Raw genomic sequence first — 21,293 nt, 5'->3', positions numbered from 1 at the left:
AACGGAGCTTCGTCATATGACCAAACCTCTTGCCATCACCGACGTGGTGCTGCGCGATGCCCACCAATCCATCCTGGCCACCCGCCTGCGCCTGGAAGACATGCTGCCGATCGCCGAGAAGCTGGACGACATCGGCTACTGGTCCCTGGAAACCTGGGGCGGCGCCACCTTCGACGCCTGTATCCGCTACCTGGGGGAGGATCCCTGGGAGCGCCTGCGCGCCCTGAAGAAGGCCATGCCCAAGACCAAGCAGCAGATGCTGCTGCGTGGCCAGAACCTGCTGGGCTACCGCCACTATGCCGATGACTTGGTGTACAAGTTCGTCGAGCGAGCACGCACCAACGGCATGGACGTGTTCCGCATCTTCGATGCCATGAACGACGTGCGCAACCTGGAAACCGCCATCAAGGCCACCATTGCCGTTGACGGCCACGCCCAGGGCACCATCTCCTACACCACGTCACCGGTGCACACCCTGGAGATGTGGGTCGAGATGGCGAAGAAGCTGGAAGACATGGGCTGCCACTCCATCTGTATCAAGGACATGTCCGGCCTGCTCAAGCCCTATGAAGCCGAGAAACTGATCAAGAGCATCAAGGCGGCGGTCAAGCTGCCCCTGGCGCTGCACTGCCACGCCACCACCGGCCTGAGTCTGCCCACCCATATGAAGGCCATCGACGCCGGCATCGACATGCTGGATGCCGCTATATCCTCCATGAGCATGACCTACGGCCATTCGCCCACCGAGACCCTGGTGGCCATGGTGGAAGGCACCGAGCGGGATACCGGCCTGGATCTGGTCAAGCTGGAAGAGATTGCCGCCTATTTCCGTGAAGTCCGCAAGAAATACGCCAAATTCGAAGGCAGCCTCAAGGGCGTGGACTCCCGCATCCTGCTGGCCCAGGTGCCCGGCGGCATGCTCACCAACATGGAAAGCCAGCTCAAGGAGCAGGGGGCGGCCGACAGGATGGACGAAGTGCTGCAGGAAATCCCGCGGGTACGGGAAGACCTGGGTTTTATCCCGCTGGTCACCCCCACCTCCCAGATTGTGGGCACCCAGGCGGTGATCAACGTGCTCACCGGCGAGCGTTACAAGAGCATCACCAAGGAAACCGCCGGCGTGCTCAAAGGCGAATACGGCGCCGCCCCGGCCCCGGTCAATGCCGAGCTGCAAAAACGGGTGCTGGATGGCGCCGAGCCCATCAGCTGCCGCCCGGCGGATCTGCTGAGCGACGAGCTGGACAAGCTGACCGCCGAATTCCAGGGCCTGGCCAAAGAGGAAAAACTGCGGGTCGCCACCGACGAGGTGGACGACGTGCTGACCTATGCCCTGTTCCCGCAGATCGGTCTCAAGTTTATCCGTAACCGCGACAATCCCGCCGCTTTCGAGCCGGCCCCGGGCAGCGAACCCGAGCCGGCAGCACCTGCCGCGGCCAGGAGCGCCAATGGCGCGCCCGAAGTCTATGCGGTCAAGGTCGACGGCCAGGTGTTCGAGGTGGAAGTGGGCCCCGCCGGCAGCATCAGCGCCGTGCGGGAAAGCGGTGCGGTGGCGCCCGTTGCGGCAGTGGCCCCCGCCGCCCCGGCGGGCGCGGCCGAGGCCGTGCCGGCACCGCTGGCGGGCAACATCTTCAAGGTGGTGGCCAAGAAAGGCAGCCAGGTCGCCGCGGGTGACGTGCTGCTGATCATGGAAGCCATGAAGATGGAAACCGAGGTGCGTGCCGCCCGGGCCGGCCAGATCGCCGATGTGCTGGTCAAGGAAGGCGACGCGGTATCCGTGGGCGACCCCCTGGTCAGCCTGGCCTGAGGAGCGGTGATGGATTCTTTACTGACCCTGTGGCTGGAAACCGGCCTGGCCAACTTCCACTGGAAACAGCTGGTGATGATAGTGGTGGGCCTGGGCCTTCTCTATCTCGCCATCGCCAGGGGCTTCGAGCCCCTGCTGTTGCTGCCCATCGGCTTTGGTGGCGTACTGGCCAACATCCCCAATGCGGGCATGGCCGACCCCGGCGGCCTGCTGTACTACGTGTACGAAGTCGGCATCGGCAGTGGCGTGTTTCCGTTGCTGATCTTCATGGGCGTCGGCGCCATGACCGACTTCGGTGCCCTGATCGCCAACCCCAAGACCCTGTTGCTGGGGGCGGCGGCCCAGTTCGGCATCTTCGCCACCCTGTTCGGCGCCATTGCCCTGAACTTCCTGCCCGGATTCAACTTCACCCTGGCGGATGCTTCGGCCATCGCCATCATCGGGGGGGCGGACGGCCCGACCGCCATCTTCCTGGCGTCCAAGCTGGCGCCGGATCTGCTGGGGGCCATCGCCGTGGCGGCCTACTCCTACATGGCGCTGGTGCCCATCATCCAGCCGCCGATCATGCGGCTGCTCACCACCAAGGAAGAGCGGGCGATCAGGATGGATCAACTGCGCCACGTCAGCAAGCGGGAGAAAGTGTTCTTCCCGCTGATGGTGCTGGCCCTGACCATCCTCTTCCTGCCATCGGCGGCACCGCTGATCGGCATGTTCTGCCTGGGTAACCTGATGAAGGAATCCGGGGTGGTGGACCGGTTGTCGAAGACCGCTCAGAATGAGCTGATCAACGTCGTCACCATCTTCCTGGGGCTGGCGGTGGGCTCCAAGCTGTCCGCCGACAAGTTCCTGACCCTGGATACCCTGGGGATCCTGGCACTGGGTGCCGTGGCCTTCTCCATCGGTACCGCCGGCGGCGTGCTGATGGCCAAGCTGATGTGCAAGCTCTCCGGCGGCAAGGTCAACCCGCTGATCGGCGCGGCCGGGGTGTCGGCGGTGCCGATGGCGGCCCGGGTGGTCAACAAGCTCGGCCTGGAGGCCAACAACCAGAACTTCCTGCTGATGCACGCCATGGGACCCAACGTGGCCGGGGTGCTGGGCTCGGCGGTGGCGGCCGGTGTGCTGCTGGCACTGGTTGGCTGAGCCGAACGCTTATCCTGAATAGACAAGGCGCCTGCGGGCGCCTTTTGCATTATGGGCCTGGCGACGGGGCCGGCTGCCGGCGGTAGGGTCGGGGGCGGTATTGTTGCAGCCAGTGCTCGAATGCCGCGGCGGCCATGGGACGGGCGATGCCGAAGCCCTGGCCTTGGCCACAGCCCAGGGCGAGCAGCATGTCGCCGTGCTCGATCGATTCCACGCCTTCCGCTACCACTTCGCGCTCGAAGGCCCGGGCCAGGCTGATGATGCCCTGCACTATGGCCCTGTCTTCGGGGTTGTCCAGCATGTCGATGACGAAACTCTTGTCTATCTTCAGCACGTCGGCCGGCAGCTGCTTCAGGTAGGTCAGGGAGGAATAGCCGGTGCCGAAGTCGTCCAGGGCGATGCGAAGCCCCAGCCGGTGACAGCGGTGGATGATGGCGGTGATCTGCTCCAGGTTGCTGATCGCCGCCGTTTCGAGGATTTCCAGCTCCAGGCGGGCCGCCACTGCTCCGTTATCGCCCTCCAGCAGCCGTTCCAGGTAAGGCACGAAATCGGGATCCTGCAACTGGCAGGGGGAAATGTTGACGCTGAGGCTGAAGTCGGCACCCTGTCGCTGCCAGCGGCGAAGCTGGCCGATGGCTTCCGCCAGGACCCAGTTGCCCATCTGAATGTCGAGCGGCGAATTCTCGATCTGGGGCAGGAAGCAGGGCGGCGCGAGCAGGCGACCGTCGGGATGCCGCCAGCGCAGCAAGGCTTCGGCGCCGACGAGGTGGCCGCTGCGGAGCTCGATCTTGGGCTGGTAATGGAGCAGGAAGCGACCTTCGGCCAAGGACTGTGTTACTTCTTCTTGCCTCTGCCGGCGTGCCTGGCCCTGGCGTTCGAGTTCGCTGTCGAAGCGACAGTAGCGGTTGCGACCGGCCTGCTTGGCCCGGTACATGGCCTGATCGGCCTGGCGGATCAGGCCGTCGACGTCCTCGCCGTCTTCCGGATACAGCACGACGCCGACACTGGCGGAAAGGTGGACCCATTGCTCTGCCAGCGGGAAAGGGGACGCGAGCAGTTGCAGCAGCCGTTCGATGGCCGGACGCCAGCTGCGGCTGTCACCCAGCCCGAGCAGCAGGATGAATTCGTCGCCCCCGAGGCGTGCCAGGGTGTCTGCCGCGCACAAGTGCTGTCGGAGCCGGTCGGCCACCATCACCAGCAGGCGATCGCCGGCGGCGTGGCCGAATTTGTCGTTGATCGGTTTGAAGCCGTCCAGATCCAGATAGCAGATGGCCAGCCACCGATCGCGTTGATGAATGCCGGCCATCGCCTGGCTCATGAGCCTGCTCAGCAGGGTACGGTTGGGCAGGCCGGTCAGGCTGTCGTAGTGGGCCAGGTGCTCCAAGGCCTGCTGTTGCTCCCGCAACTGGGTCACATCGGAAGAGATGGCGACGTAATGGGTCGCGGTACCGGCGGCCGACAGCACGGCGGAGACGGTAAGCTGTTCGGTGTAGCGGCTGCCGTCTTTGCGCAGGCTGCTGAGTTCCCCTCGCCAGTAGCCGTTCATCTTCAGCTGTGGCCAGAGAGCCGTATAAAGATTCGCCGCTTCCGGCTGCAGGCTGTCGGGGCTGCGCCCCAGCACCTCCTGCTTGGGGTAGCCGGTCAGGCGGGTGAAGGCGTCGTTGGTATCCAGGATGCGGAAATCGGCATCGGTGATCATGATGGCTTCCCGGGCGTGGGCGAAGACACTGGCCGAGAGCCGCAGGCGTTCTTCATCCTGCTTGCGAGGAGTGATGTCGGCCAGCATACCGGCCATGCGGGTCGGTCGTTGCCGGTTGTCACGGCTGAACAGGCTGCCCTTGGCCATGATCCAGCGCCATTGCCGGGGCGGCCGGCGCAGGCGGAACTCGCAGTAGAAGGCGGGGTGGCCGGCGGCCAGATGCTGCTCCAGGGCACTCGTCAGCCGGCTCCTGTCATCCGGATGGACCAAGTGGTGCAACTGGCCGAGGCTGAGGACCCGGCGACGCTCCTGCCAGGGCGGCCGAACCTGCAGGCGATCCTGCAGCAGATCCCATTCCCAGGTGCCTTGATCGGCGCCGCTGACCGCCAGCTGCAGATGTTGACGACTGGTGGTCAGTTCGTTGAGCAGCACGGTGATCACCATGGTGATCACCGACAGGGTCGCCATGTAGCTCCACAACATCAGCAGATTCTGGTGGGGGCTGCCCAGGCTGAAGCCACCCAGTCCATCCAGAGTGCCGATGGCGGCGATGATCGAGACCAGGAGGGCCGCCAGGGAGGCGGGGCCCAGGCCGGCGCGAATGGCGATCCAGCTGAGCAGCAGGAAAGGGAGGAACAGCAGGGGAGATGCGGTCAGGGGCAGTGCTATCCGGCGCTCGGAAAAGAACAGCAGGAAGGCCAGGGCCAGCAGTAGGGACAGCAGGACGCCGGTTTCCAGCAGGCGCCAGCCTTTCAGGGCCGGTAGGTCGCGGCGCCAGGAGAAGGTGAGCAGGGGCACGGCGACGATCAGGGTGCCGATGGCATCGCCCAGCCACCAGTACAGCCAGCCATTGAGCCAGCGCTCGGCGGGGAGCTTGCCGGCCAGCCAGAGATGGCCGGCCCCGTTCAGGGCGGTCAGCGAGCTGGTCGCCACCACGGCGATCGCCAGGAAGGCCAGCAGATCCTGACGCCGGTCCAGGCGGCAGTGCATCCCGCAGCGGTGCAGCAGCCGGCTTCCCAGCCAGGGGAAGAAGGTGTTGCCGCAGGCGATGCCAAAGGCCATGGGGGCAGACAGGTCGGCCAGAAAATTGACGGCGAAGGCGCCCAGCCAGAGTCCGGGGCAGAGCCATGGTCCCCAGCGCAGCAACGCGGCGAAGGCCAGCCCCGCCGGTGCCCAGATCAGACTGATGTGGGTGCCGGCAAAGGGATGGCTGAGGCAGAGGAAGCCGAGGCCGGCATAGCCGCCGGCCAGCAGCAGGTTATGAATGGCCGTTTGGCCGGGGGTGAGCGAAGAGCGGGATGCAGACACGGAATAACCACAACATGATGTTTACAGTCTGGCTACACAGTAATTTATTTTTACATAAAGATAAACGGTGATTTATTCGGCGTCGGCAAGGAAGGTGAAAGGAGATCGAAAAGGGCCGCTTTTGGCGGCCCTCGTGGGGGGAGTTATCTGGTCACTCAGTCCTGGTTTTCCAGACCCACGACCAGCCAGGGGGCATTGGCCTGGGTCAGGTCACGCTCCAGGTGCCAGACTTCGCGGATGTCCTGCTCCACGCCTTCGTGGCTGTCCCGGTAGCGGCCGCTGAACTTGATGCTGACCTGGGCCTGATAGGAGGTGTGATCGGCGCGCACCAGCTCGGCGTCCACGAACATCACTTCGGTGTGTTGCTCACCGTCCAGTCTGGCGCGTTCCTGGCTCAGCTCGGCGAACAGTTCGGGCGACACGTACTCGCGGATCTTCTCCAGATCGTTCTGGTTCCAGGCCTGCTGCAGGGTACGGTAGTGCTCGCGGGCGCCCTGCAGGAAGGCCTGCATGTCGAAGCCGGGAGGCAGGCTGAAGGGCACCTCGCTGGCGGCAAAGCCGGAAGCGGCACCGGCGACGGGGGCCGGCTGTGGCGCCTCGAACCGCTGGGGACCGTTATAGGCCGGCTGGCGCGGCTGGGCCTTGCTGCCACGCAGGGCACGGAACAGCATGATGGCGCCGAAGGCCAGGCCCGCGAACAGCAGGAAGTCCATGAACTGGAAACCTTCGAAGGCGCCGGAGCCGAGCAGCCAGGCGAACAGGCCGCCGGCCAGCAGGCCGCCGAGCAGGCCGCCCATCAGGCCGGATTTCTTGGGCTGTTGCTGCTGGGGCTGGTTGGTGGCGTTACGGTTGACATTCTGCTGGGCCGGCTGGCTGGGGGCGGTCTGGTAGGACTTGCCGACGGAACGGCTGCCGCCGCCGAGCTTGCGGGCTTCGGCGTCGAAGGCGGTGGCGGTGAGGCCGACCGCGAAAATCAGGGTAAACAGGGCAAGAAGTTTACGCATACAGGGTTTCCTTGGGTTACAGACAAGCAACATCCTAAAGCAGGGACATGTTATGTCAACTGATGATTATGGCAGCAGCCCGGCTTTGCAGGGCGGTACGCCCTGACACTCCCGGGCAGCACGGGTAAGCCCGGCCATCGGGCGCTGTCCGCCGCCTGACATGTCCTGCCCGATTCTGGTCTCGCCCGAGGCTGCTTTCGGGCGGCGTGGCCGCGGCCCGGCACCAAGGGGCTTTCGGAGCCCACCGAAAATCCCGATAATGGCCTTTTGGCAAACCGAGAGAACACCGATGACCGAAAAGACCGCCGCCAAGACCGACCAGGCCGTGGCCCAGCTCAAGATGCCGCCTCATTCCTTCGAAGCGGAACAATCCGTGCTGGGCGGCCTGCTGCTGGACAACAACGCCTGGGACAGGGTGGCGGAGAAGGTGTCGGAGCCGGACTTCTACAGCCGGCCGCACCGGCTGATCTTCCAGGCCATGCAGCGGCTGAGCCAGGCCGGCCAGCCCATCGATCTGATCACGGTGCAGGAAGAATTGGAGCGGCACGAGGCGCTGGACGCGGTGGGCGGTTTCTCCTACCTGGTGGAGATCGCCAAGAACACCCCCAGCGCCGCCAATATCGGCGCCTATGCGGACATAGTGCGCGAGCGGGCCGTGGTACGGGAGATGATCGCCGTGGCCAACGAGATCGCCGAGGCCGGCTTCGACCCCCAGGGGCGCAGCTCCGCCGATCTGCTGGATCTGGCCGAGACCAAGGTGTTCAAGATCGCCGAGAGTCGCACCAGCGCCAACGAGGGACCACAACCGCTCAGGGTGCTGCTCGAAAAGACCATAGATCGCATAGAAGATCTGTTCAAGAATCCCCACCAGGGCATTACCGGAGTGTCCACCGGATACACGGATCTAGATAAAAAAACTGCCGGACTGCAGTCTTCGGACCTGATTATAGTGGCGGCTCGACCTTCCATGGGTAAAACCACTTTTGCAATGAATCTTTGCGAGCACGCTGCACTGACAAATGACAAACCTGCGCTCATCTTCTCCTTGGAAATGCCATCTGAGCAGATTATTATGCGGATGCTTGCTTCCCTGGGGCGTATCGATCAGACCCGCATACGCACCGGGCAGCTGGATGATGAAGACTGGGCCAGATTGTCCTCGACCATGGGCATGCTGCTGGAAAAGGGTCAGCTCTATATCGACGACTCCTCCGGCCTGACGCCGACCGAAGTCCGTTCCCGCGCCCGGCGCGTGGCGCGCGAGCACGGTGGCATCAGCATGATCATGGTGGACTATCTGCAGTTGATGACGGTCCCCAGCCTGTCCGACAACCGAACCCTCGAAATCGCCGAGATCTCCCGCTCGCTCAAGGCCCTGGCCAAGGAGCTGCAGGTGCCGGTGGTGGCCCTGTCCCAGCTCAACCGCAGCCTGGAGCAGCGCGCCGACAAGCGGCCGGTGAACTCGGACCTGCGGGAGTCGGGCTCCATCGAGCAGGACGCCGACCTCATCATGTTTATCTACCGGGACGAGGTCTACCACGACGACAGCCCGGACAAGGGCATCGCGGAAATCATCATCGGCAAGCAGCGTAACGGACCCATAGGCAAGGTGCGGCTGACGTTCCAGGGGCAGTTTTCCCGCTTTGACAACTACGCCGGACCGGATTTCGATGATGATTATTAAGGAGCAAAGATGGATGCAAGAGGGGCTGTGGCCCGCATCAATCTGGAGGCGGTCAGGCACAATCTGCGGGTAGCCAAAGAGCTGGCCCCGGGTGCCAGGGCCATCGCCGTGGTCAAGGCCAATGCCTACGGCCATGGCGACCTGACGGTGGCCGCCGCCCTCAAGGACGAGGCCGAGCTGTTCGCGGTGGCTCGGTTCGAGGAAGCGCAAAAGCTGCGGGCCGGCGGTATCCGTCAGCCGATACTGTTGCTGGAGGGCTTTTTCAACGTCGCCCAGCTGGAATACGCGGCCCGGCACGACTTCCATATCTGCATTCACCAGTTCGCCCAGCTCGAGACCCTGGAGCGCACGCCCCTGGCCAGGCCGGTCACCGTCTGGGTGAAGATCGACTCGGGCATGCACCGGGTGGGCTTCGCCCCCGAGCAGGCCGACGAGGTATTCGCCCGCCTGGCGCAGGTGGCCGCCGTGCTGCAGCCGGTCAACGCCATGACCCACTTCGCCCGGGCCGACGAGCCGGAGCAGCGTGCTGTGACCGAGTCCCAGATCGCCCGCTTCCAGCAGGTAACCAAGGGCCGGGTGAAGGCCACCGCCCTGTGCAACTCCGCCGGCGTCATCGCCTTTCCCGAGGCCCATGCCGACTATATCCGCCCGGGCATCATGCTGTACGGCATTACCCCCTTCGGCGACCGGCAGGGCAGCGACTTCGGCCTGCGTCCGGCGATGGACTTCACCACCACCCTGATCGCGGTGCGCGAGCACAAGGCCGGCGAGCCGGTGGGCTATGCCGGCTCCTGGGTCAGCCCGCGGGATACCCGCATCGGGGTGATAGCAGTGGGCTACGGCGACGGCTACCCGCGCATGGCGCCTCCCGGCACCCCGGTGCTGGTGAACGGCCGGCGGGTGCCCCTGGCGGGCCGGGTGTCCATGGACATGGCCACCATCGATCTGGGGCCGGACGCCACCGACAAGGTAGGCGACGAAGTGCTGCTGTGGGGCCAGGGCCTGGCGGCGGAAGAGGTGGCCCGCCATGTGGGCACTATCGCCTACGAACTGGTCACCCGCATGACCGCCCGGCCCAGGCTGGAATATATCGGTTGATAATGGACGGCCAGCCCATACCTGTGGCACAGACGACGTTGTCATCAAGCTGAGACAAGGCCGGTCCCGGAAGGGGCCGGCCTTGTCGTTTATCGTGCGCTCAGCACCGCCATCCTTCCCCGGCGGCGGAACCAGGCCAGCAGCGCCAGGGCGGGGATGTTCATCAGGATGCCGTAGAGCAGGGCCAGCATCGCCAGGGCGTCCGAGCCGAGCTGGGTGTAGGCCACCAGTATGGCGGTGGCGCCGTTCTGGATGCCCACCTCGAAGGCCAGGCTGCGGCAGCTCGTTTCCGGACACTGGGCCAGGCGGGCGACCAGGTAGCCGCAGGCCAGGGCCAGGCTGCACAGCAGCAGCATGGCCAGGGCCGCGGTGCTGAACAGGGAAGGCAGTTGCTTGAGGTTACGCGCTACCAGCGCCAGCAGCACCAACATAAATAAAAAGCTCACCCCCTGCTTCAGCCTCGGCTGGTGGCACTCGACCCAGCGCCGGTATTGTCCCCGAATGGCCATGCCGACCAGCACCGGCAGTATGCAGATCAGCGCCAGCTGGGCCATGGTGCTGCCCAGGGGCAGGGCCAGTTCGGTGCCGCCCTGGCCCAGCCAGTGCAACTGGGTGGCCACCGCCAGCGGCATCCAGAAAGGCGCCAGCAGGCCGACGAAGGCGGTCAGGCTGACCGACAGGGCGGTGTCGCCCTCGGCCAGGAAGCTGAACAGGTTGGAGGTGGCCCCGCCGGGGGCGGCGGCCACCAGGATGACGGCGGCGGCGATCAGTGGCGGCAGCGCCAGGGCCCAGATCAGCAGCCAGGCCAGCAGCGGCAGCAATAGCCATTGCATCCCCAGGCCCAGCAGCAGCGGGGTCGGCATTCGCAACAGGCGAGCGAAGTGGCGGGGTTCCAGGGTCATGCCCATTACCAGCGTCATCAGCGCCAGCATCAGGGGCAGAAACAGGGTGGTCAGCAGCTCGGCCATGGTGGAGTACCGGAAAGAAAGAATGGGGGAATACTACCATGGTGGTATTCCGCCACGCTGATCCCGATCAGCTTCCCGGGCCGCGGCGGTGGATAAATTCCTCCTTGGCCGGATCCCATGTCAGGTAATACCTGAAGGCGGCCTGCCAGGCGGGCAAGGTGATGTCAGCCTGGCTGTCTTCGTATTTGTACCGCGAAGAGCGCAGTTTTACCTCGCGCAGCTTTGAGGCCGGCTCACCCCCTCTATGGTTTCGGATGCCTCAACCATATCAGCCGGCGGCGGTTTCCGCCCGGCATGAACGGCAGCGGCCGTGGGCCTCGATGGACTGGCTGGTGATGGCGAAGCCATGCAGCTCGGCCTGCTGGCGGAAGGCCTGGTTGATGGCCTCGTCATGCAGCTCGATTACCAGGCCGCACCGATCGCAGATCAGCAGCTGCATGGGATGGTGTTCGGCGAAGTGATCGCAGAACAGGAAGGCGTTGAGGGATTCCACCTTGTGCACAAAGCCCTGGGACAACAGAAAGTCCAGGGCCCGGTAGACGGTGGGGGGCTTGGCGCTGGGCTCCAGCTCCTTGAGCCGGTCCAGCAGTTCATAGGCGCTGACCGCGCCCTTGTGTTCGGCCATCAGGGTAAACACATGGCGGCGGGTGGGGGTAAAGCGCACCCCGCGCTGCGCGCATAAACGTTCGGCTTGCTCCAACTGGCGTTGCACGGTCATAGAAAACGGATATCCTGAAGTTCTTTGCGGGCATCTTAGCACAGGCGCAGCCGCCTTGGCTGCGACCGGACGCAAAGTCAGCGAGGAGCCATATGACCGGGGATCTGTTCAAACGCCTCTACGCCGCCCTCTCGCCGGAGCCCAATCCGGCGCTGAGCCCGGCCTTTCAGGCCCGCCAGACGCAGTTGCCCACCCTCTGGCTGCTGGGCAAGACGGGGGCGGGCAAGTCTTCCCTGATCCGGGCCCTGACCGGCGACAGCGCGGTCGAGGTCGGCAACGGCTTTCGTCCCTGTACCCGTACCGCCGCCGGCTACGATTTCCCCGCCGCCCGGCCTGTGCTGCGTTTTCTCGACACCCGTGGCCTGGGCGAGGCGGGTTACGATCCGGCGGAGGACATCCGTGCCTGCCAGGGCCGCAGCCATGCGCTGCTGGCGCTGGTGCGTGCCGACGACCCCGAGCAGGGCGCCCTGCTCAAGGCCCTGGCGGACATCCGTCGCCAGGGGGGCATCGGCCAGTTGCTGGCGGTGCACACCGGCCTTGGGCTGGTGGGCGATCCCCGCCAGCGCGGGCAGGCGGTGGCCCGGCATCAGCAGTTGCTGGAGCAGGCCTGGGGACAGCCCCTGGCCCGGGTCGAGCTGGATCTGGCGTCGGCAGGGGAGGCGCTCGGCCTCGAGGCCTTGCTGGCGCAACTGGCCGACGTGCTGCCGATAGCGCGGCAGCTGCTCGAGCACCGCCAACACCGGGATCGGGAGCAGCACAACTTCGCCCTGTTGCGCCGGGAACTGCTCTGGTACGCGGGCGCCGCCGGCGCCTGCGACGCCCTACCGGCGGTGGGCCTGGTGGCGGTGCCCGGCATCCAGGGCAAGCTGCTGCACAGCCTGGCGGCCCACTACGGCCTGGAGTGGGACCGGCGGCGCTTCGCCGAGTTCGCCGCCGCCCTGGGCGGCGGCTTCGCGCTCCACTACCTGTCCCGCCTGGGTGCGCGCCAGCTGATCAAGTTCATTCCCGTTTACGGCCAGACCCTGGGGGCCACCACCGCCGCCGCCATCAGTTTCGCCACCACCTATGCCCTGGGGCGAGCCGCCTGCAAGTACCTGTATCACCTGAGCCGGGGCGAGGATGTGGTGGCCGGCGACATCAGGGCCAGCTTTGATCAAGCGATGCAGGACATCAGGAGCACGGCCGAACATGAAACCCATCGTCACTAGTTTCCGGCTGCTGCGCCGGCGTCTGCCCGGCCTGCCCTGGTGGCTGCTGCTGGGCGGCGCCCTGCCGGTAGTAGTGCTCAGCCTGCTGGGCGCGCTCTACCTGTTCGAACGCGGCGCCTGGGGCTGGTTTTTGCTGTTGCTGCTGCTGGCCTGCCTGCCTTTACTTTTGCTACGCCGGAAACCGCTGCCGGCCCTGGCGGACTGGCAGCCCGAGCCGGATGGCCAGTGGTCGGCCTTCGAGCGGGAAATCTGGCAGCGGGCGCTGGTGACGGGGCGGGAGCGGCTGGCCCAGGAGCCGGAATGGGCGAGGCTGCGGGAACACGGCCTGGCCCTGTTCCGCCAGGTGGCGGCCGATTACCACCCCGGGGGCAGAGAGGCCGAGCTGGCCTTTACCCTGCCCGAGCTGCTGCTGCTGACCGAGGAGGTGAGCCGGCGCTATCGTCGCTTCCTGCTGGATCATGTGCCCTATGTGGAGCAACTGCGGCTGGACCGGCTGCATGGTCTCTACCGGCAGCGGGGCCGGCTGCGCGCCGCCAGGCGCTGGTACGACGCCTACCGCTGGTTGCGGTTGCTGACCCCCGAGGGCTGGGTGGCGGCGGGCCGGGATCGGATACTGGGCGAGCTGTTCGAGGGCATGAGCGAGCAATTGCAACTGCAGCTCAAGCAGGCCCTGCTGGCGGAGGTGGCGGCGGTGGCCATCGATCTCTACGGCGGCCGCTTCCGGCTTGCCGAGCGGGAGCTGCCGCCGGATCCCCGCCTGGCGGAAGACGAGCGGGATCTGGCCGACGCCCCGGCCCCGCTCAGGGTGTTGCTGGTGGGCCAGCCCAACGCGGGCAAGTCATCCCTGGTCAACGCCCTGCTCGGGCGCACGGTGGCGGAGGTGAGCGCCCTGCCCAGCACCGCGCGCAAGCAGGTCTACCACTACCAATTCGAGGGGATCCCGCTGCTGCACCTGGTCGACACCCCCGGCATCGCCACCCCGGAGGCGAGCGAGGACTGGCTGGTGCGGCAGATGGCGGACAGCGATCTGGTGCTCTGGCTGCTGAAGGCCAACCAGCCGGCCCGGCAGGCGGATCTGGCCCTGAAGCAGGCATTCGAGGCCCATCTCGCCCGACCCGAGCAGCGTGGCCGCCGGGCGCCGGCCCTGCTGGCCCTGGTCAACCAGGTGGATCTGCTGCCCCCGGTCCCGGCCCCGCCCGAGGATCCGGCCAAGGGCACCGCCATTCGGGAAGCGCTGGACTACAACCGCGAGTTGCTGGGCGCGGACGCGGCCCTGGCCCTGAGCCTGGCGCCGGGCCGGCCGCCGCAAGGACTGGAAGCGCTGCTTGATCGGCTGGTCGCCGCCCACGACGACGCCATCCAGACCCAGCTTGGCCGACGCCGGCAGGGGGCTTCAAACCCTGCCCTCAACGAGCAGCTGGCCCGCTTGCGCCGCCTGGGCCGGCAGATGTGGGGCCTGTACCGGGACGGCTGAGGCCTCCCCACGGGCGCGGTTTTGCGCTATACTTCGCCGCTTAATTTTTGTACTGATGACCGGTGCCCATGACGCAAGACTTCCCGACCCGAACCTTCCCCTTCGCCAGCGGCCGCTTCTCCGTCGCCCCCATGCTGGACTGGACCGACCGCCACTGCCGCTATTTCCACCGGCTGATGAGCCGGCATGCCCAGCTCTATACCGAGATGGTCACCACCGGCGCCATACTGCACGGCAAGGGTGACTACCTGGCGTTCAGCCCCGAGGAGCATCCCCTGGTGCTGCAGCTGGGCGGCAGCGATCCGGCGGCCCTGGCCCGGTGCGCTGTGTTGGCCGAGCAGCGCGGCTACGACGAACTCAACCTCAACGTGGGCTGCCCTTCGGATCGGGTGCAAAACGGCATGTTCGGCGCCTGCCTGATGGCCGAGCCGGCCCTGGTGGCCGACTGCGTGGCGGCGATGAAGGCCGAGGTGGCCATTCCGGTCACGGTAAAGACCCGCATCGGCATCGACGAGCAGGACAGCTACGCCTTTCTCTGCACCCTGGTGGAGCAGCTGATCGAGGCGGGCACCGACAGCCTGATAGTGCACGCGCGCAAGGCCTGGCTGAAGGGGTTGAGCCCGCGGGAAAACCGGGAGATCCCCCCCCTCGACTACGAGCGGGTCTACCGGCTAAAGCGGGACTACCCCGGCCTGACCATCGCCATCAACGGCGGCATCAAGAGCCTGGACGAGGCCCGGGGGCACCTCGAACACCTGGACGGCGTCATGCTCGGCCGCGAGGTGTACCAGAATCCCTACCTGCTGGCGCAGGTGGATGCGGCCCTGTTCAACGACGGCCGCGAGGTACCCAGCCGCCACCAGGTGATCCGCAACCTGCTGCCCTACATCGAGCGGGAACTGGGCCGGGGCACCTATCTCGGCAACATCACCCGCCATACCCTGGGCATTTTCCAAGGGCTGCCGGGGGCCCGGGCCTGGCGCCGCCACCTGAGCGAGAATGCCCACAAGCCCGGCGCCGGCACCGAGGTGGTGGAGGCGGCCCTGGCCAAGGTACCGGAGGCCGTGGTCGACTATAGTTAAGGCATCCTCAGCCAACAAAGGAGCCAAGCCCATGGGAAACCACGCCTTGACCATCGAATTTCCGGAATACGTGGACAAGATAGACGAGCTGAAACAGCAGGATGCGGAGTTTGCCCGGATGGCGAACGAGTATCACAAGCTGGACCACCAGATAGCGGGGCTGGAGTCCCGGAACATGCCGGTGGCGGACGAACACTTCGAAGAGCTGAAGATGCAGCGACTGCGGCTGAAGGATCAAATCTACAAGCGGCTGCTCAACGGCCAGGGGTAAGCGAGAGCGGAAAGGTGTCGGTGTGGGCTCCTTTCCGCTTTTTAATCGTCTCTGCCTATCAATTCCATTTTCTAAAACAGTTTCAATCAGCAATTTCCTGTCGGCATACTGGGTCTCAAACAAGACACAATTCCTGATGAGGACGACAGCATGTTGCAAGACAAGACCGGCCAGGCCGTACCCCGGGTAACCTTTCGCACCCGCCAGCACGAGCAGTGGCAGGATGTAACTACGGACGACATCTTCAAGGGCAGGACTGTGGTGGTGTTTTCCCTGCCCGGCGCTTTTACCCCGACCTGCTCCTCCACTCACCTGCCGCGCTACAACGAGCTGGCGCCGGTGTTGTTCGAGAATGGGGTGGACGACATCGTCTGCATCAGCGTCAACGATACCTTCGTGATGAATGCCTGGCTCAAGGAGCAGGAGGCCGAGCATATCCGGGTGATCCCGGACGGCAACGGCGAGTTCACCGAGGGCATGGGCATGCTGGTGGACAAGCAGGATCTGGGCTTCGGCAAGCGCTCCTGGCGCTATTCCATGCTGGTGAAGGACGGCATCATCGATCAGATGTTCATCGAGCCGAACAAGCCGGGTGACCCCTTCGAGGTATCCGACGCCGACACCATGCTGGCCCATATCAATCCCCGGGCGGTCAAGCCCTCGGCCATCACTGTGTTCAGCAAGCCGGGCTGCCCCTTCTGCGCCCGGGCCAAGCAGATGCTGTTCGACCAGGGCTTGCGCTACGAAGAGGTGATCCTGGGCCAGAACGCCACCAGCATCAGCCTGAAGGCGGTGTCGGGCCGGGCCACGGTGCCGCAGATCTTTATCGACGGCCGCCATATCGGCGGCAGCGATGAACTGGCAGAGTATTTAGCATAAGCTAATATAATGGGCGCAGGTCCCTTTTCTTATCCAGCCCCATGGAGAGCCGCCATGAAAGTGATCAAGACCCGGGTCGCCATCATCGGCGCCGGCACCGCCGGCCTCGCCGCCTGGCGCGCTGCCCGTGCCCACCGGCAGGAGGTGGTGCTGATCGAGGGGGGGGCTTACGGCACCACCTGCGCCCGGGTCGGCTGCATGCCCTCCAAGCTGCTGATTGCCGCCGCCGACTGTGCTCATCAGCTGGAGCGGGCCCCGGCCTTCGGCATCCACCCGGGGCAGGTCCAGATCCACGGCCGGGAGGTGATGGCCAGGGTCAGGGGCGAACGGGATCGCTTCGTGGGGCTGGTGAATGACTCGATCGAAACGATTCCCGCCGAACTCCGGCTGAGAGGACAGGCCCGCTTCGTGGACAAGCACAGCCTGATGGTGGACGATCACACCCGTATCGAGGCAGATACCCTGGTGATCGCCACCGGCTCCCGTCCGGTCTTTCCCGCCGACTGGCGCCGGCTTGGCGACCGCCTGGTGGTCAGCGACGAATTGTTCGAGTGGCAACAACTGCCCGGCTCGGTGGCGGTGTTCGGTCCGGGCGTCATCGGCCTGGAGCTGGGCCAGGCCCTGCACCGGCTGGGGGTGAAAACCTGGATGTTCGGCACGGGCGGCCAGGTCGGCCCCCTGACCGATCCCGAAGTGAGGGACTACGCCGCCGGGTGTTTGCGGAAAGCGTTCTTTCTGGATGCGGATGCCCGGGTCGGCCGCATGGAGCGGCAGGGGCAGGGGGTGGAGATCGACTTTCTCGATACCGAGGGAGTGAACCAGCGGATCCGGGTAGATTATGTGCTCGCCGCCACCGGTCGCCGGCCCAATGTGGACGGCCTGGGACTGGAGCGGCTCGGCATGGTGTTGGACGACAGGGGCGTGCCGGTAGCCGATCCCTATACCCTGCAGACCAGCCTACCCCACATCTTCGTGGCCGGCGATGCCAGCAACCAGTTGCCGCTGCTGCATGAGGCCAACGATCAGGGGCGCATCGCCGGTGACAATGCCGGCCGCTTTCCCGAGGTGCGGGCCGGCCTGCGGCACAGCCGGTTGTCGGTGGTGTTTACCGATCCCCAGCTGGCCATGGTGGGCGCCGACTACCGCGAGCTGGAACGGCGTTACGGCGGCTGTGACTGCTTCGCCATCGGCCGGGCCTCCTTCGAGGATCAGGGCCGCAGCCGGGTCATGCTGCGTCACCAGGGGCTGTTGCGCGTCTATGGCGAACAGGGCAGCGGCCTCTTCCTCGGCGCCGAGATGATGGCCCCGGAGGCCGAGCACCTGGCACATCTGCTGGCCTGGGCGCACCAGAGCCGGATGACGGTGGCCCAGATGCTCGCCATGCCCTTCTATCATCCGGTGGTGGAGGAAGGGCTGAGAACCGCCCTGCGCGATCTCCATGCCCGCTTGCATCTGGGGCCAGCCCTCGGCGATCGCTGCATGGAGTGCGGGGTAGGGGACTGAGCCGGACCTTCCTATTTGCCGCCGGATGGGTGACTATTGCTCCCCAAAAGTGACGAATAACGGTGAAAGCGTGAATTTAAGGGATCTCGAATACCTGGTGGCCCTGGCCGAGGAGCGCCATTTCCGCAAGGCGGCGGAAAAATGCTTCGTCAGCCAGCCCACCCTGAGCGGCCAGTTGCGCAAGCTGGAGGACGAACTGGGGGTGCTGCTGATGGAGCGAACCTCCCGCAAGGTGTTGTTCACCCCGGCGGGGGAGGCCATTACCGCCCAGGCCCGGCGGGTGCTGGCGGCCACCAAGGAGCTCAGGGATATCGCCCGCACCTTCACCGAACCCATGTCGGGGGAGCTGCATATCGGGCTGATCCCGACGGTGGGCCCCTATCTGCTGCCCCATATCATTCCCGCCCTCAAGCGGCACTTTCCCGAGCTGCATATCTACCTGTACGAGGCCCAGACCCAGACGCTGCTGAAACAGCTGGCGGACGGTGAGCTGGACTGCCTGATCCTGGCCCAACTCGACAACATGGACAGCTTCGGTGCCCTGCCGCTGTACGAGGAGCCGATGAGGCTGGCCCTGCCGGCGGAGCATCCCTGGGCCGGGCGGGCGCGGATCAGCCTGGGGGAGCTGAAAGGTGAAAAACTGCTGATGCTGGAAGACGGCCACTGCCTGCGGGATCAGGCCCTGGGCTTCTGCTTCGCGGCCGGCATCGGCGAGGATACCCACTTCCAGGCCACCAGCCTGGAAACCCTGCGCAACATGGTGGCGGCGGGCTCGGGACTGACCCTGATCCCCCGGCTCGCCATCGGCTCCCATAACGGCAGCCTGGGCATCAGCTACCTGCCGGTGACGGATCCCGAGCCCAGCCGTACCATCGCCCTGCTGTACCGCATCCATTCGGTGCGCCGGCCCTGCTTCAACGAGATGGCCAAGGTCATCGGCAAGCTGGTCAAGGAGCTGCTGTAGGCGGGCATCAAAAAGGGGCCGGAGTCATACTCCGGCCCCTTTGCTTTCTGGCCCGCGCTGCTCAGAACAGCTCGTCGGTAATGCTGGTGCCGCCGAATTGCTGGCTGTTGCCGGCCCGGCCGTAGCGCCTGGGCTCTGTGCCCGGCACGAAGTATTCCGCCAGGCCCTGGCCATCGGTACGCAGGCCGCTGCCGCTGTCTATGGTCACGGTCACCAGGTTTTCCGGTACCCGCCGCTGTTGTTCCGGATGTTCCTGGAGCGCGACTTTCATATAGTCTATCCAGATGGGCAGGGCGGCGCTGCCGCCGAACTCGCCCCCGGTCACCTGATCCGCGCCCAGGTTGGGGTGGTGGGCGGTGCGGCCCAGGGGACGGCCGAAGTCGTCGAAGCCGACCCAGGCGGTGGCCACCCGGGCGGGGGCATATCCGGAAAACCAGGCATCACGGGAATCGTTGGTGGTGCCGGTCTTGCCGGCGATATCCTTGCGCTCCAGTGCCCGGCCGGCGCGCCAGCCGGTGCCGTTCCAGCGGCGCCCGGCACTGTTGCCGCCCCAGATGGCGGAGCTCAGGGCCTCGGTGATCAGGAAGGCGTTCTCTTCGCTGATCACCCGTTGGCTGTCGGGCTGGGCCTGGTACAGCACCTGGCCCTGGGCGTCCTCGATACGCTGCACCACGAAAGGGGTGACCTTGAGGCCGCCGTTGGCGAAGGTGGCGTAACCGGTCACCATCTCCAGCGGGGTGGCGGAAGGCGAACCCAGTGCCAGGCTCTCGGTGGCCGGAATACTGGCGGTGTCGAAGCCGAAGTCATTCAATCGCTGCATGGCCACCGGAATACCGGTATCGCGCAGCAGGCGGATGGAAACCACGTTCTTGGACCGGGCCAGGGCTTCTCGTACCCGTATTGGGCCGTCATAGACGTTGGGAGAGTTGCGCGGCCGCCAGGAGCTGCCGCTGCCGGCGTCCCAATGATTGATGGGAGCATCGTTGACCATGCTGGCCAGGGTGAAGCCGTTGTCCAGAGCGGCGGAGTAGATGAAGGGCTTGATGTTGGAGCCCATCTGCCGTGCCGCCTGCTCGGAGCGATTGAACTTGTTGAGGCTAAAGTTGAAGCCGCCGACCAGGGCGGTAACGGCACCGCTGGCGGGCTCCAGCGCCACCAGGGCGCCGTTGATCTGCGGCAACTGGGCCAGCATCCAGCCCTCGCCCTGGGGACGGACCCATATCTGTTCGCCGGCCTTGAGGACCTCCCCGGCCTGACGCGGGGCGTTGCCCTGGCGGCTGTCCGAAATATAGCGTCGGGCCCATTTGATGCCATCCCAGTCGAGCCGGATCTCCCCCTTGCCCTTGATGGTGACGGTGGCACTGCGTTCGGCCACGGCGGTGACCACGGCGGGCTCCAGCGGCCAGTAGGAGGGTTGCTCATCGAGGTGCTGCCGGATCTGGTCGGCATTCCAGGAACTGCCCTGCCACAGGCTGGTTTCGGGGCCGCGGTAGCCGTGGCGCAGGTCGTAGGCCAGGAGTCCCTTGATCAGCGCTTCATTGGCGGCACGCTGCTCGCCGGATAGCACGGTGGTGTAGACGTTCAACCCCTGGGTGTAGGCATCCTCGCCGAACATCGAGAGCGCGAACTGATGCGCCATCTCCGCCAGATAGGGCGCGCTGAGGGTGATTTCGGCGCCGTGATAGCGGGCTGCCACCGGCGCGGCCATGGCTTCTTCATACTGGGGGCGGCTGATCTTGCCGGTATCCAGCATTCGTCCCAGCACCACGGCCCGGCGTTCGCCGGCCCGGCGAGGGTTGCTGATCGGGTTGAGCACAGAGGGTGCCTGAGGCAAACCGGCGATCATGGCCATCTCCGCCAGGGTCAGGTCATGCACGCTCTTGCCGTAGTATACCTGGGCGGCGGCGGCCACCCCGTGGGAGCGGTGGCCCAGGGGGATTTTGTTGAGGTAGAGCTCGAGGATCTCGTCCTTGGTCAGCAGGGTCTCGATATGCAGGGCGAGAAAGATTTCCTTCACCTTGCGGATCACCGTTTTTTCCCGGCTGAGGAAGAAATTTCTGGCCACCTGCTGGGTGATGGTACTGGCGCCCTGGCGCTTTTCGCCGGTGCTCAGCCAGACCACCGCCGCCCGGCTGATACCGATGGGGTCTATACCCGGATGTTCGTAAAAGCGGGCGTCCTCGGTGGCGATGAAGGCGTCGATCAACAGCGGTGGCATCTCGGCCACGGCAATGGGGGTGCGTCGCTGTTCCCCGTACTGGGAAATCAGTTCGCCGTCCTGGCTGAAGACACGCATGGGCGTTTCCAGGCGTACATCCTTGAGGGTGGAAACATCCGGTAGTTCCGTTCTGATCTGCTGATACAGCACGAAGATGGCAACCAGGCCACCGATCATCAGAAAGAGGCCGAACAAAAACAGGCGAGAGAGCCACTTGAGCATTGAGTGAGGATCCGATAAATCATTTTTTAACCAACAGCGCTCAAGTATA

Annotated in this window: 16 protein-coding genes; 11 read left to right on the top strand and 5 right to left on the bottom strand. The window is 65.4% G+C overall.

Annotation, left to right across the window (positions count from 1 at the left end; all coding sequences use genetic code 11):
• Positions 1–16: 16 nt before the first annotated feature.
• Together oadA and ACT7DK_RS16580 are read left to right on the top strand one after the other, a co-directional pair.
• Entirely contained in the window at positions 17–1,804 is a 1,788-nt protein-coding gene (oadA, locus tag ACT7DK_RS16585) for a sodium-extruding oxaloacetate decarboxylase subunit alpha (RefSeq protein ID WP_445401099.1), read from the top strand.
• A 9-nt stretch (positions 1,805–1,813) separates the two neighbouring features.
• Positions 1,814–2,944, top strand: a complete 1,131-nt coding sequence (locus tag ACT7DK_RS16580) for a sodium ion-translocating decarboxylase subunit beta (RefSeq protein ID WP_445401097.1) — start codon at positions 1,814–1,816, stop codon at positions 2,942–2,944.
• A gap of 49 nt (positions 2,945–2,993) precedes the next feature.
• Here the strand turns inward: ACT7DK_RS16580 and ACT7DK_RS16575 are convergent, their stop codons facing one another.
• Together ACT7DK_RS16575 and ACT7DK_RS16570 are read right to left on the bottom strand one after the other, a co-directional pair.
• The gene (locus ACT7DK_RS16575; RefSeq protein WP_445401095.1) at positions 2,994–5,951 is read right to left on the bottom strand and encodes an EAL domain-containing protein; all 2,958 of its coding nucleotides are present in this window, start codon (positions 5,949–5,951) and stop codon (positions 2,994–2,996) included.
• 155 nt (positions 5,952–6,106) lie between these two features.
• Complete coding sequence (locus ACT7DK_RS16570) at positions 6,107–6,955, bottom strand: Tim44 domain-containing protein (protein ID WP_445401093.1); 849 nt, start codon at positions 6,953–6,955, stop codon at positions 6,107–6,109.
• 289 nt (positions 6,956–7,244) lie between these two features.
• Between ACT7DK_RS16570 and dnaB the strand changes: the two genes are divergently transcribed.
• Complete coding sequence (dnaB, locus tag ACT7DK_RS16565) at positions 7,245–8,639, top strand: replicative DNA helicase (protein ID WP_445401091.1); 1,395 nt, start codon at positions 7,245–7,247, stop codon at positions 8,637–8,639.
• A gap of 9 nt (positions 8,640–8,648) precedes the next feature.
• The gene (gene alr, locus ACT7DK_RS16560) at positions 8,649–9,737 is read left to right on the top strand and encodes an alanine racemase (RefSeq protein WP_445401089.1); all 1,089 of its coding nucleotides are present in this window, start codon (positions 8,649–8,651) and stop codon (positions 9,735–9,737) included.
• Between the two features lie 89 nt (positions 9,738–9,826).
• On the opposite strand, the gene ACT7DK_RS16555 is transcribed toward alr, so the two are convergent.
• Together ACT7DK_RS16555 and zur are read right to left on the bottom strand one after the other, a co-directional pair.
• Positions 9,827–10,705 carry a bile acid:sodium symporter family protein gene (locus ACT7DK_RS16555; RefSeq protein ID WP_445401087.1) on the bottom strand — a complete coding sequence of 293 codons (879 nt, stop codon included), beginning with the start codon at positions 10,703–10,705 and terminating at the stop codon, positions 9,827–9,829.
• 268 nt (positions 10,706–10,973) lie between these two features.
• Positions 10,974–11,423, bottom strand: coding sequence for a zinc uptake transcriptional repressor Zur (gene zur / locus ACT7DK_RS16550; protein WP_445401085.1), 450 nt, complete (start codon positions 11,421–11,423; stop codon positions 10,974–10,976).
• Positions 11,424–11,515: 92 nt separating this feature from the next.
• On the opposite strand from zur, the gene ACT7DK_RS16545 reads away from it, so the two are divergent.
• From ACT7DK_RS16545 to oxyR, 7 genes are all read left to right on the top strand, one after another.
• Positions 11,516–12,631 (top strand): YcjF family protein, encoded by a 1,116-nt coding sequence (locus ACT7DK_RS16545; protein ID WP_445401083.1) that lies wholly within the window; start codon positions 11,516–11,518, stop codon positions 12,629–12,631.
• Positions 12,612–14,105 (top strand): GTPase family protein, encoded by a 1,494-nt coding sequence (locus ACT7DK_RS16540; RefSeq protein WP_445401081.1) that lies wholly within the window; start codon positions 12,612–12,614, stop codon positions 14,103–14,105. The genes ACT7DK_RS16545 and ACT7DK_RS16540 overlap by 20 nt, the downstream gene beginning before the upstream one ends.
• A gap of 68 nt (positions 14,106–14,173) precedes the next feature.
• Positions 14,174–15,187, top strand: coding sequence for a tRNA dihydrouridine(20/20a) synthase DusA (gene dusA / locus ACT7DK_RS16535; protein WP_445401079.1), 1,014 nt, complete (start codon positions 14,174–14,176; stop codon positions 15,185–15,187).
• 31 nt (positions 15,188–15,218) lie between these two features.
• Positions 15,219–15,458 carry a YdcH family protein gene (locus ACT7DK_RS16530; RefSeq protein ID WP_094040112.1) on the top strand — a complete coding sequence of 80 codons (240 nt, stop codon included), beginning with the start codon at positions 15,219–15,221 and terminating at the stop codon, positions 15,456–15,458.
• 150 nt (positions 15,459–15,608) lie between these two features.
• Positions 15,609–16,337, top strand: coding sequence for a glutathione peroxidase (locus ACT7DK_RS16525; protein ID WP_445401077.1), 729 nt, complete (start codon positions 15,609–15,611; stop codon positions 16,335–16,337).
• 54 nt (positions 16,338–16,391) lie between these two features.
• The gene (locus tag ACT7DK_RS16520) at positions 16,392–17,840 is read left to right on the top strand and encodes a dihydrolipoyl dehydrogenase (protein ID WP_445401075.1); all 1,449 of its coding nucleotides are present in this window, start codon (positions 16,392–16,394) and stop codon (positions 17,838–17,840) included.
• Between the two features lie 70 nt (positions 17,841–17,910).
• Positions 17,911–18,804 carry a DNA-binding transcriptional regulator OxyR gene (gene oxyR, locus ACT7DK_RS16515; RefSeq protein ID WP_445401073.1) on the top strand — a complete coding sequence of 298 codons (894 nt, stop codon included), beginning with the start codon at positions 17,911–17,913 and terminating at the stop codon, positions 18,802–18,804.
• A 61-nt stretch (positions 18,805–18,865) separates the two neighbouring features.
• Here oxyR and ACT7DK_RS16510 read toward each other — a convergent pair whose 3' ends face one another.
• Complete coding sequence (locus tag ACT7DK_RS16510) at positions 18,866–21,244, bottom strand: penicillin-binding protein 1A (protein ID WP_445401071.1); 2,379 nt, start codon at positions 21,242–21,244, stop codon at positions 18,866–18,868.
• Between the last annotated feature and the right edge of the window lie 49 nt (positions 21,245–21,293).

This window comes from Zobellella sp. An-6, assembly GCF_052487945.1.
Note: the sequence above shows the minus strand (reverse complement) of the source record. Positions and strands in the feature narration are given on the sequence as shown.

What these genes read in the sequence shown, in the direction of transcription:
- ACT7DK_RS16510 (WP_445401071.1), bottom strand. Translation starts at nt 21,244, where the DNA reads ATGCTCAAGTGGCTCTCTCGCCTGTTTTTGTTCGGCCTCTTTCTGATG.
- ACT7DK_RS16580 (WP_445401097.1), top strand. Translation starts at nt 1,814, where the DNA reads ATGGATTCTTTACTGACCCTGTGGCTGGAAACCGGCCTGGCCAACTTC.
- zur (WP_445401085.1), bottom strand. Translation starts at nt 11,423, where the DNA reads ATGACCGTGCAACGCCAGTTGGAGCAAGCCGAACGTTTATGCGCGCAG.
- dnaB (WP_445401091.1), top strand. Translation starts at nt 7,245, where the DNA reads ATGACCGAAAAGACCGCCGCCAAGACCGACCAGGCCGTGGCCCAGCTC.
- ACT7DK_RS16530 (WP_094040112.1), top strand. Translation starts at nt 15,219, where the DNA reads ATGGGAAACCACGCCTTGACCATCGAATTTCCGGAATACGTGGACAAG.
- dusA (WP_445401079.1), top strand. Translation starts at nt 14,174, where the DNA reads ATGACGCAAGACTTCCCGACCCGAACCTTCCCCTTCGCCAGCGGCCGC.
- ACT7DK_RS16555 (WP_445401087.1), bottom strand. Translation starts at nt 10,705, where the DNA reads ATGGCCGAGCTGCTGACCACCCTGTTTCTGCCCCTGATGCTGGCGCTG.
- ACT7DK_RS16525 (WP_445401077.1), top strand. Translation starts at nt 15,609, where the DNA reads ATGTTGCAAGACAAGACCGGCCAGGCCGTACCCCGGGTAACCTTTCGC.
- ACT7DK_RS16520 (WP_445401075.1), top strand. Translation starts at nt 16,392, where the DNA reads ATGAAAGTGATCAAGACCCGGGTCGCCATCATCGGCGCCGGCACCGCC.
- ACT7DK_RS16570 (WP_445401093.1), bottom strand. Translation starts at nt 6,955, where the DNA reads ATGCGTAAACTTCTTGCCCTGTTTACCCTGATTTTCGCGGTCGGCCTC.
- ACT7DK_RS16540 (WP_445401081.1), top strand. Translation starts at nt 12,612, where the DNA reads ATGAAACCCATCGTCACTAGTTTCCGGCTGCTGCGCCGGCGTCTGCCC.
- ACT7DK_RS16545 (WP_445401083.1), top strand. Translation starts at nt 11,516, where the DNA reads ATGACCGGGGATCTGTTCAAACGCCTCTACGCCGCCCTCTCGCCGGAG.
- alr (WP_445401089.1), top strand. Translation starts at nt 8,649, where the DNA reads ATGGATGCAAGAGGGGCTGTGGCCCGCATCAATCTGGAGGCGGTCAGG.
- oadA (WP_445401099.1), top strand. Translation starts at nt 17, where the DNA reads ATGACCAAACCTCTTGCCATCACCGACGTGGTGCTGCGCGATGCCCAC.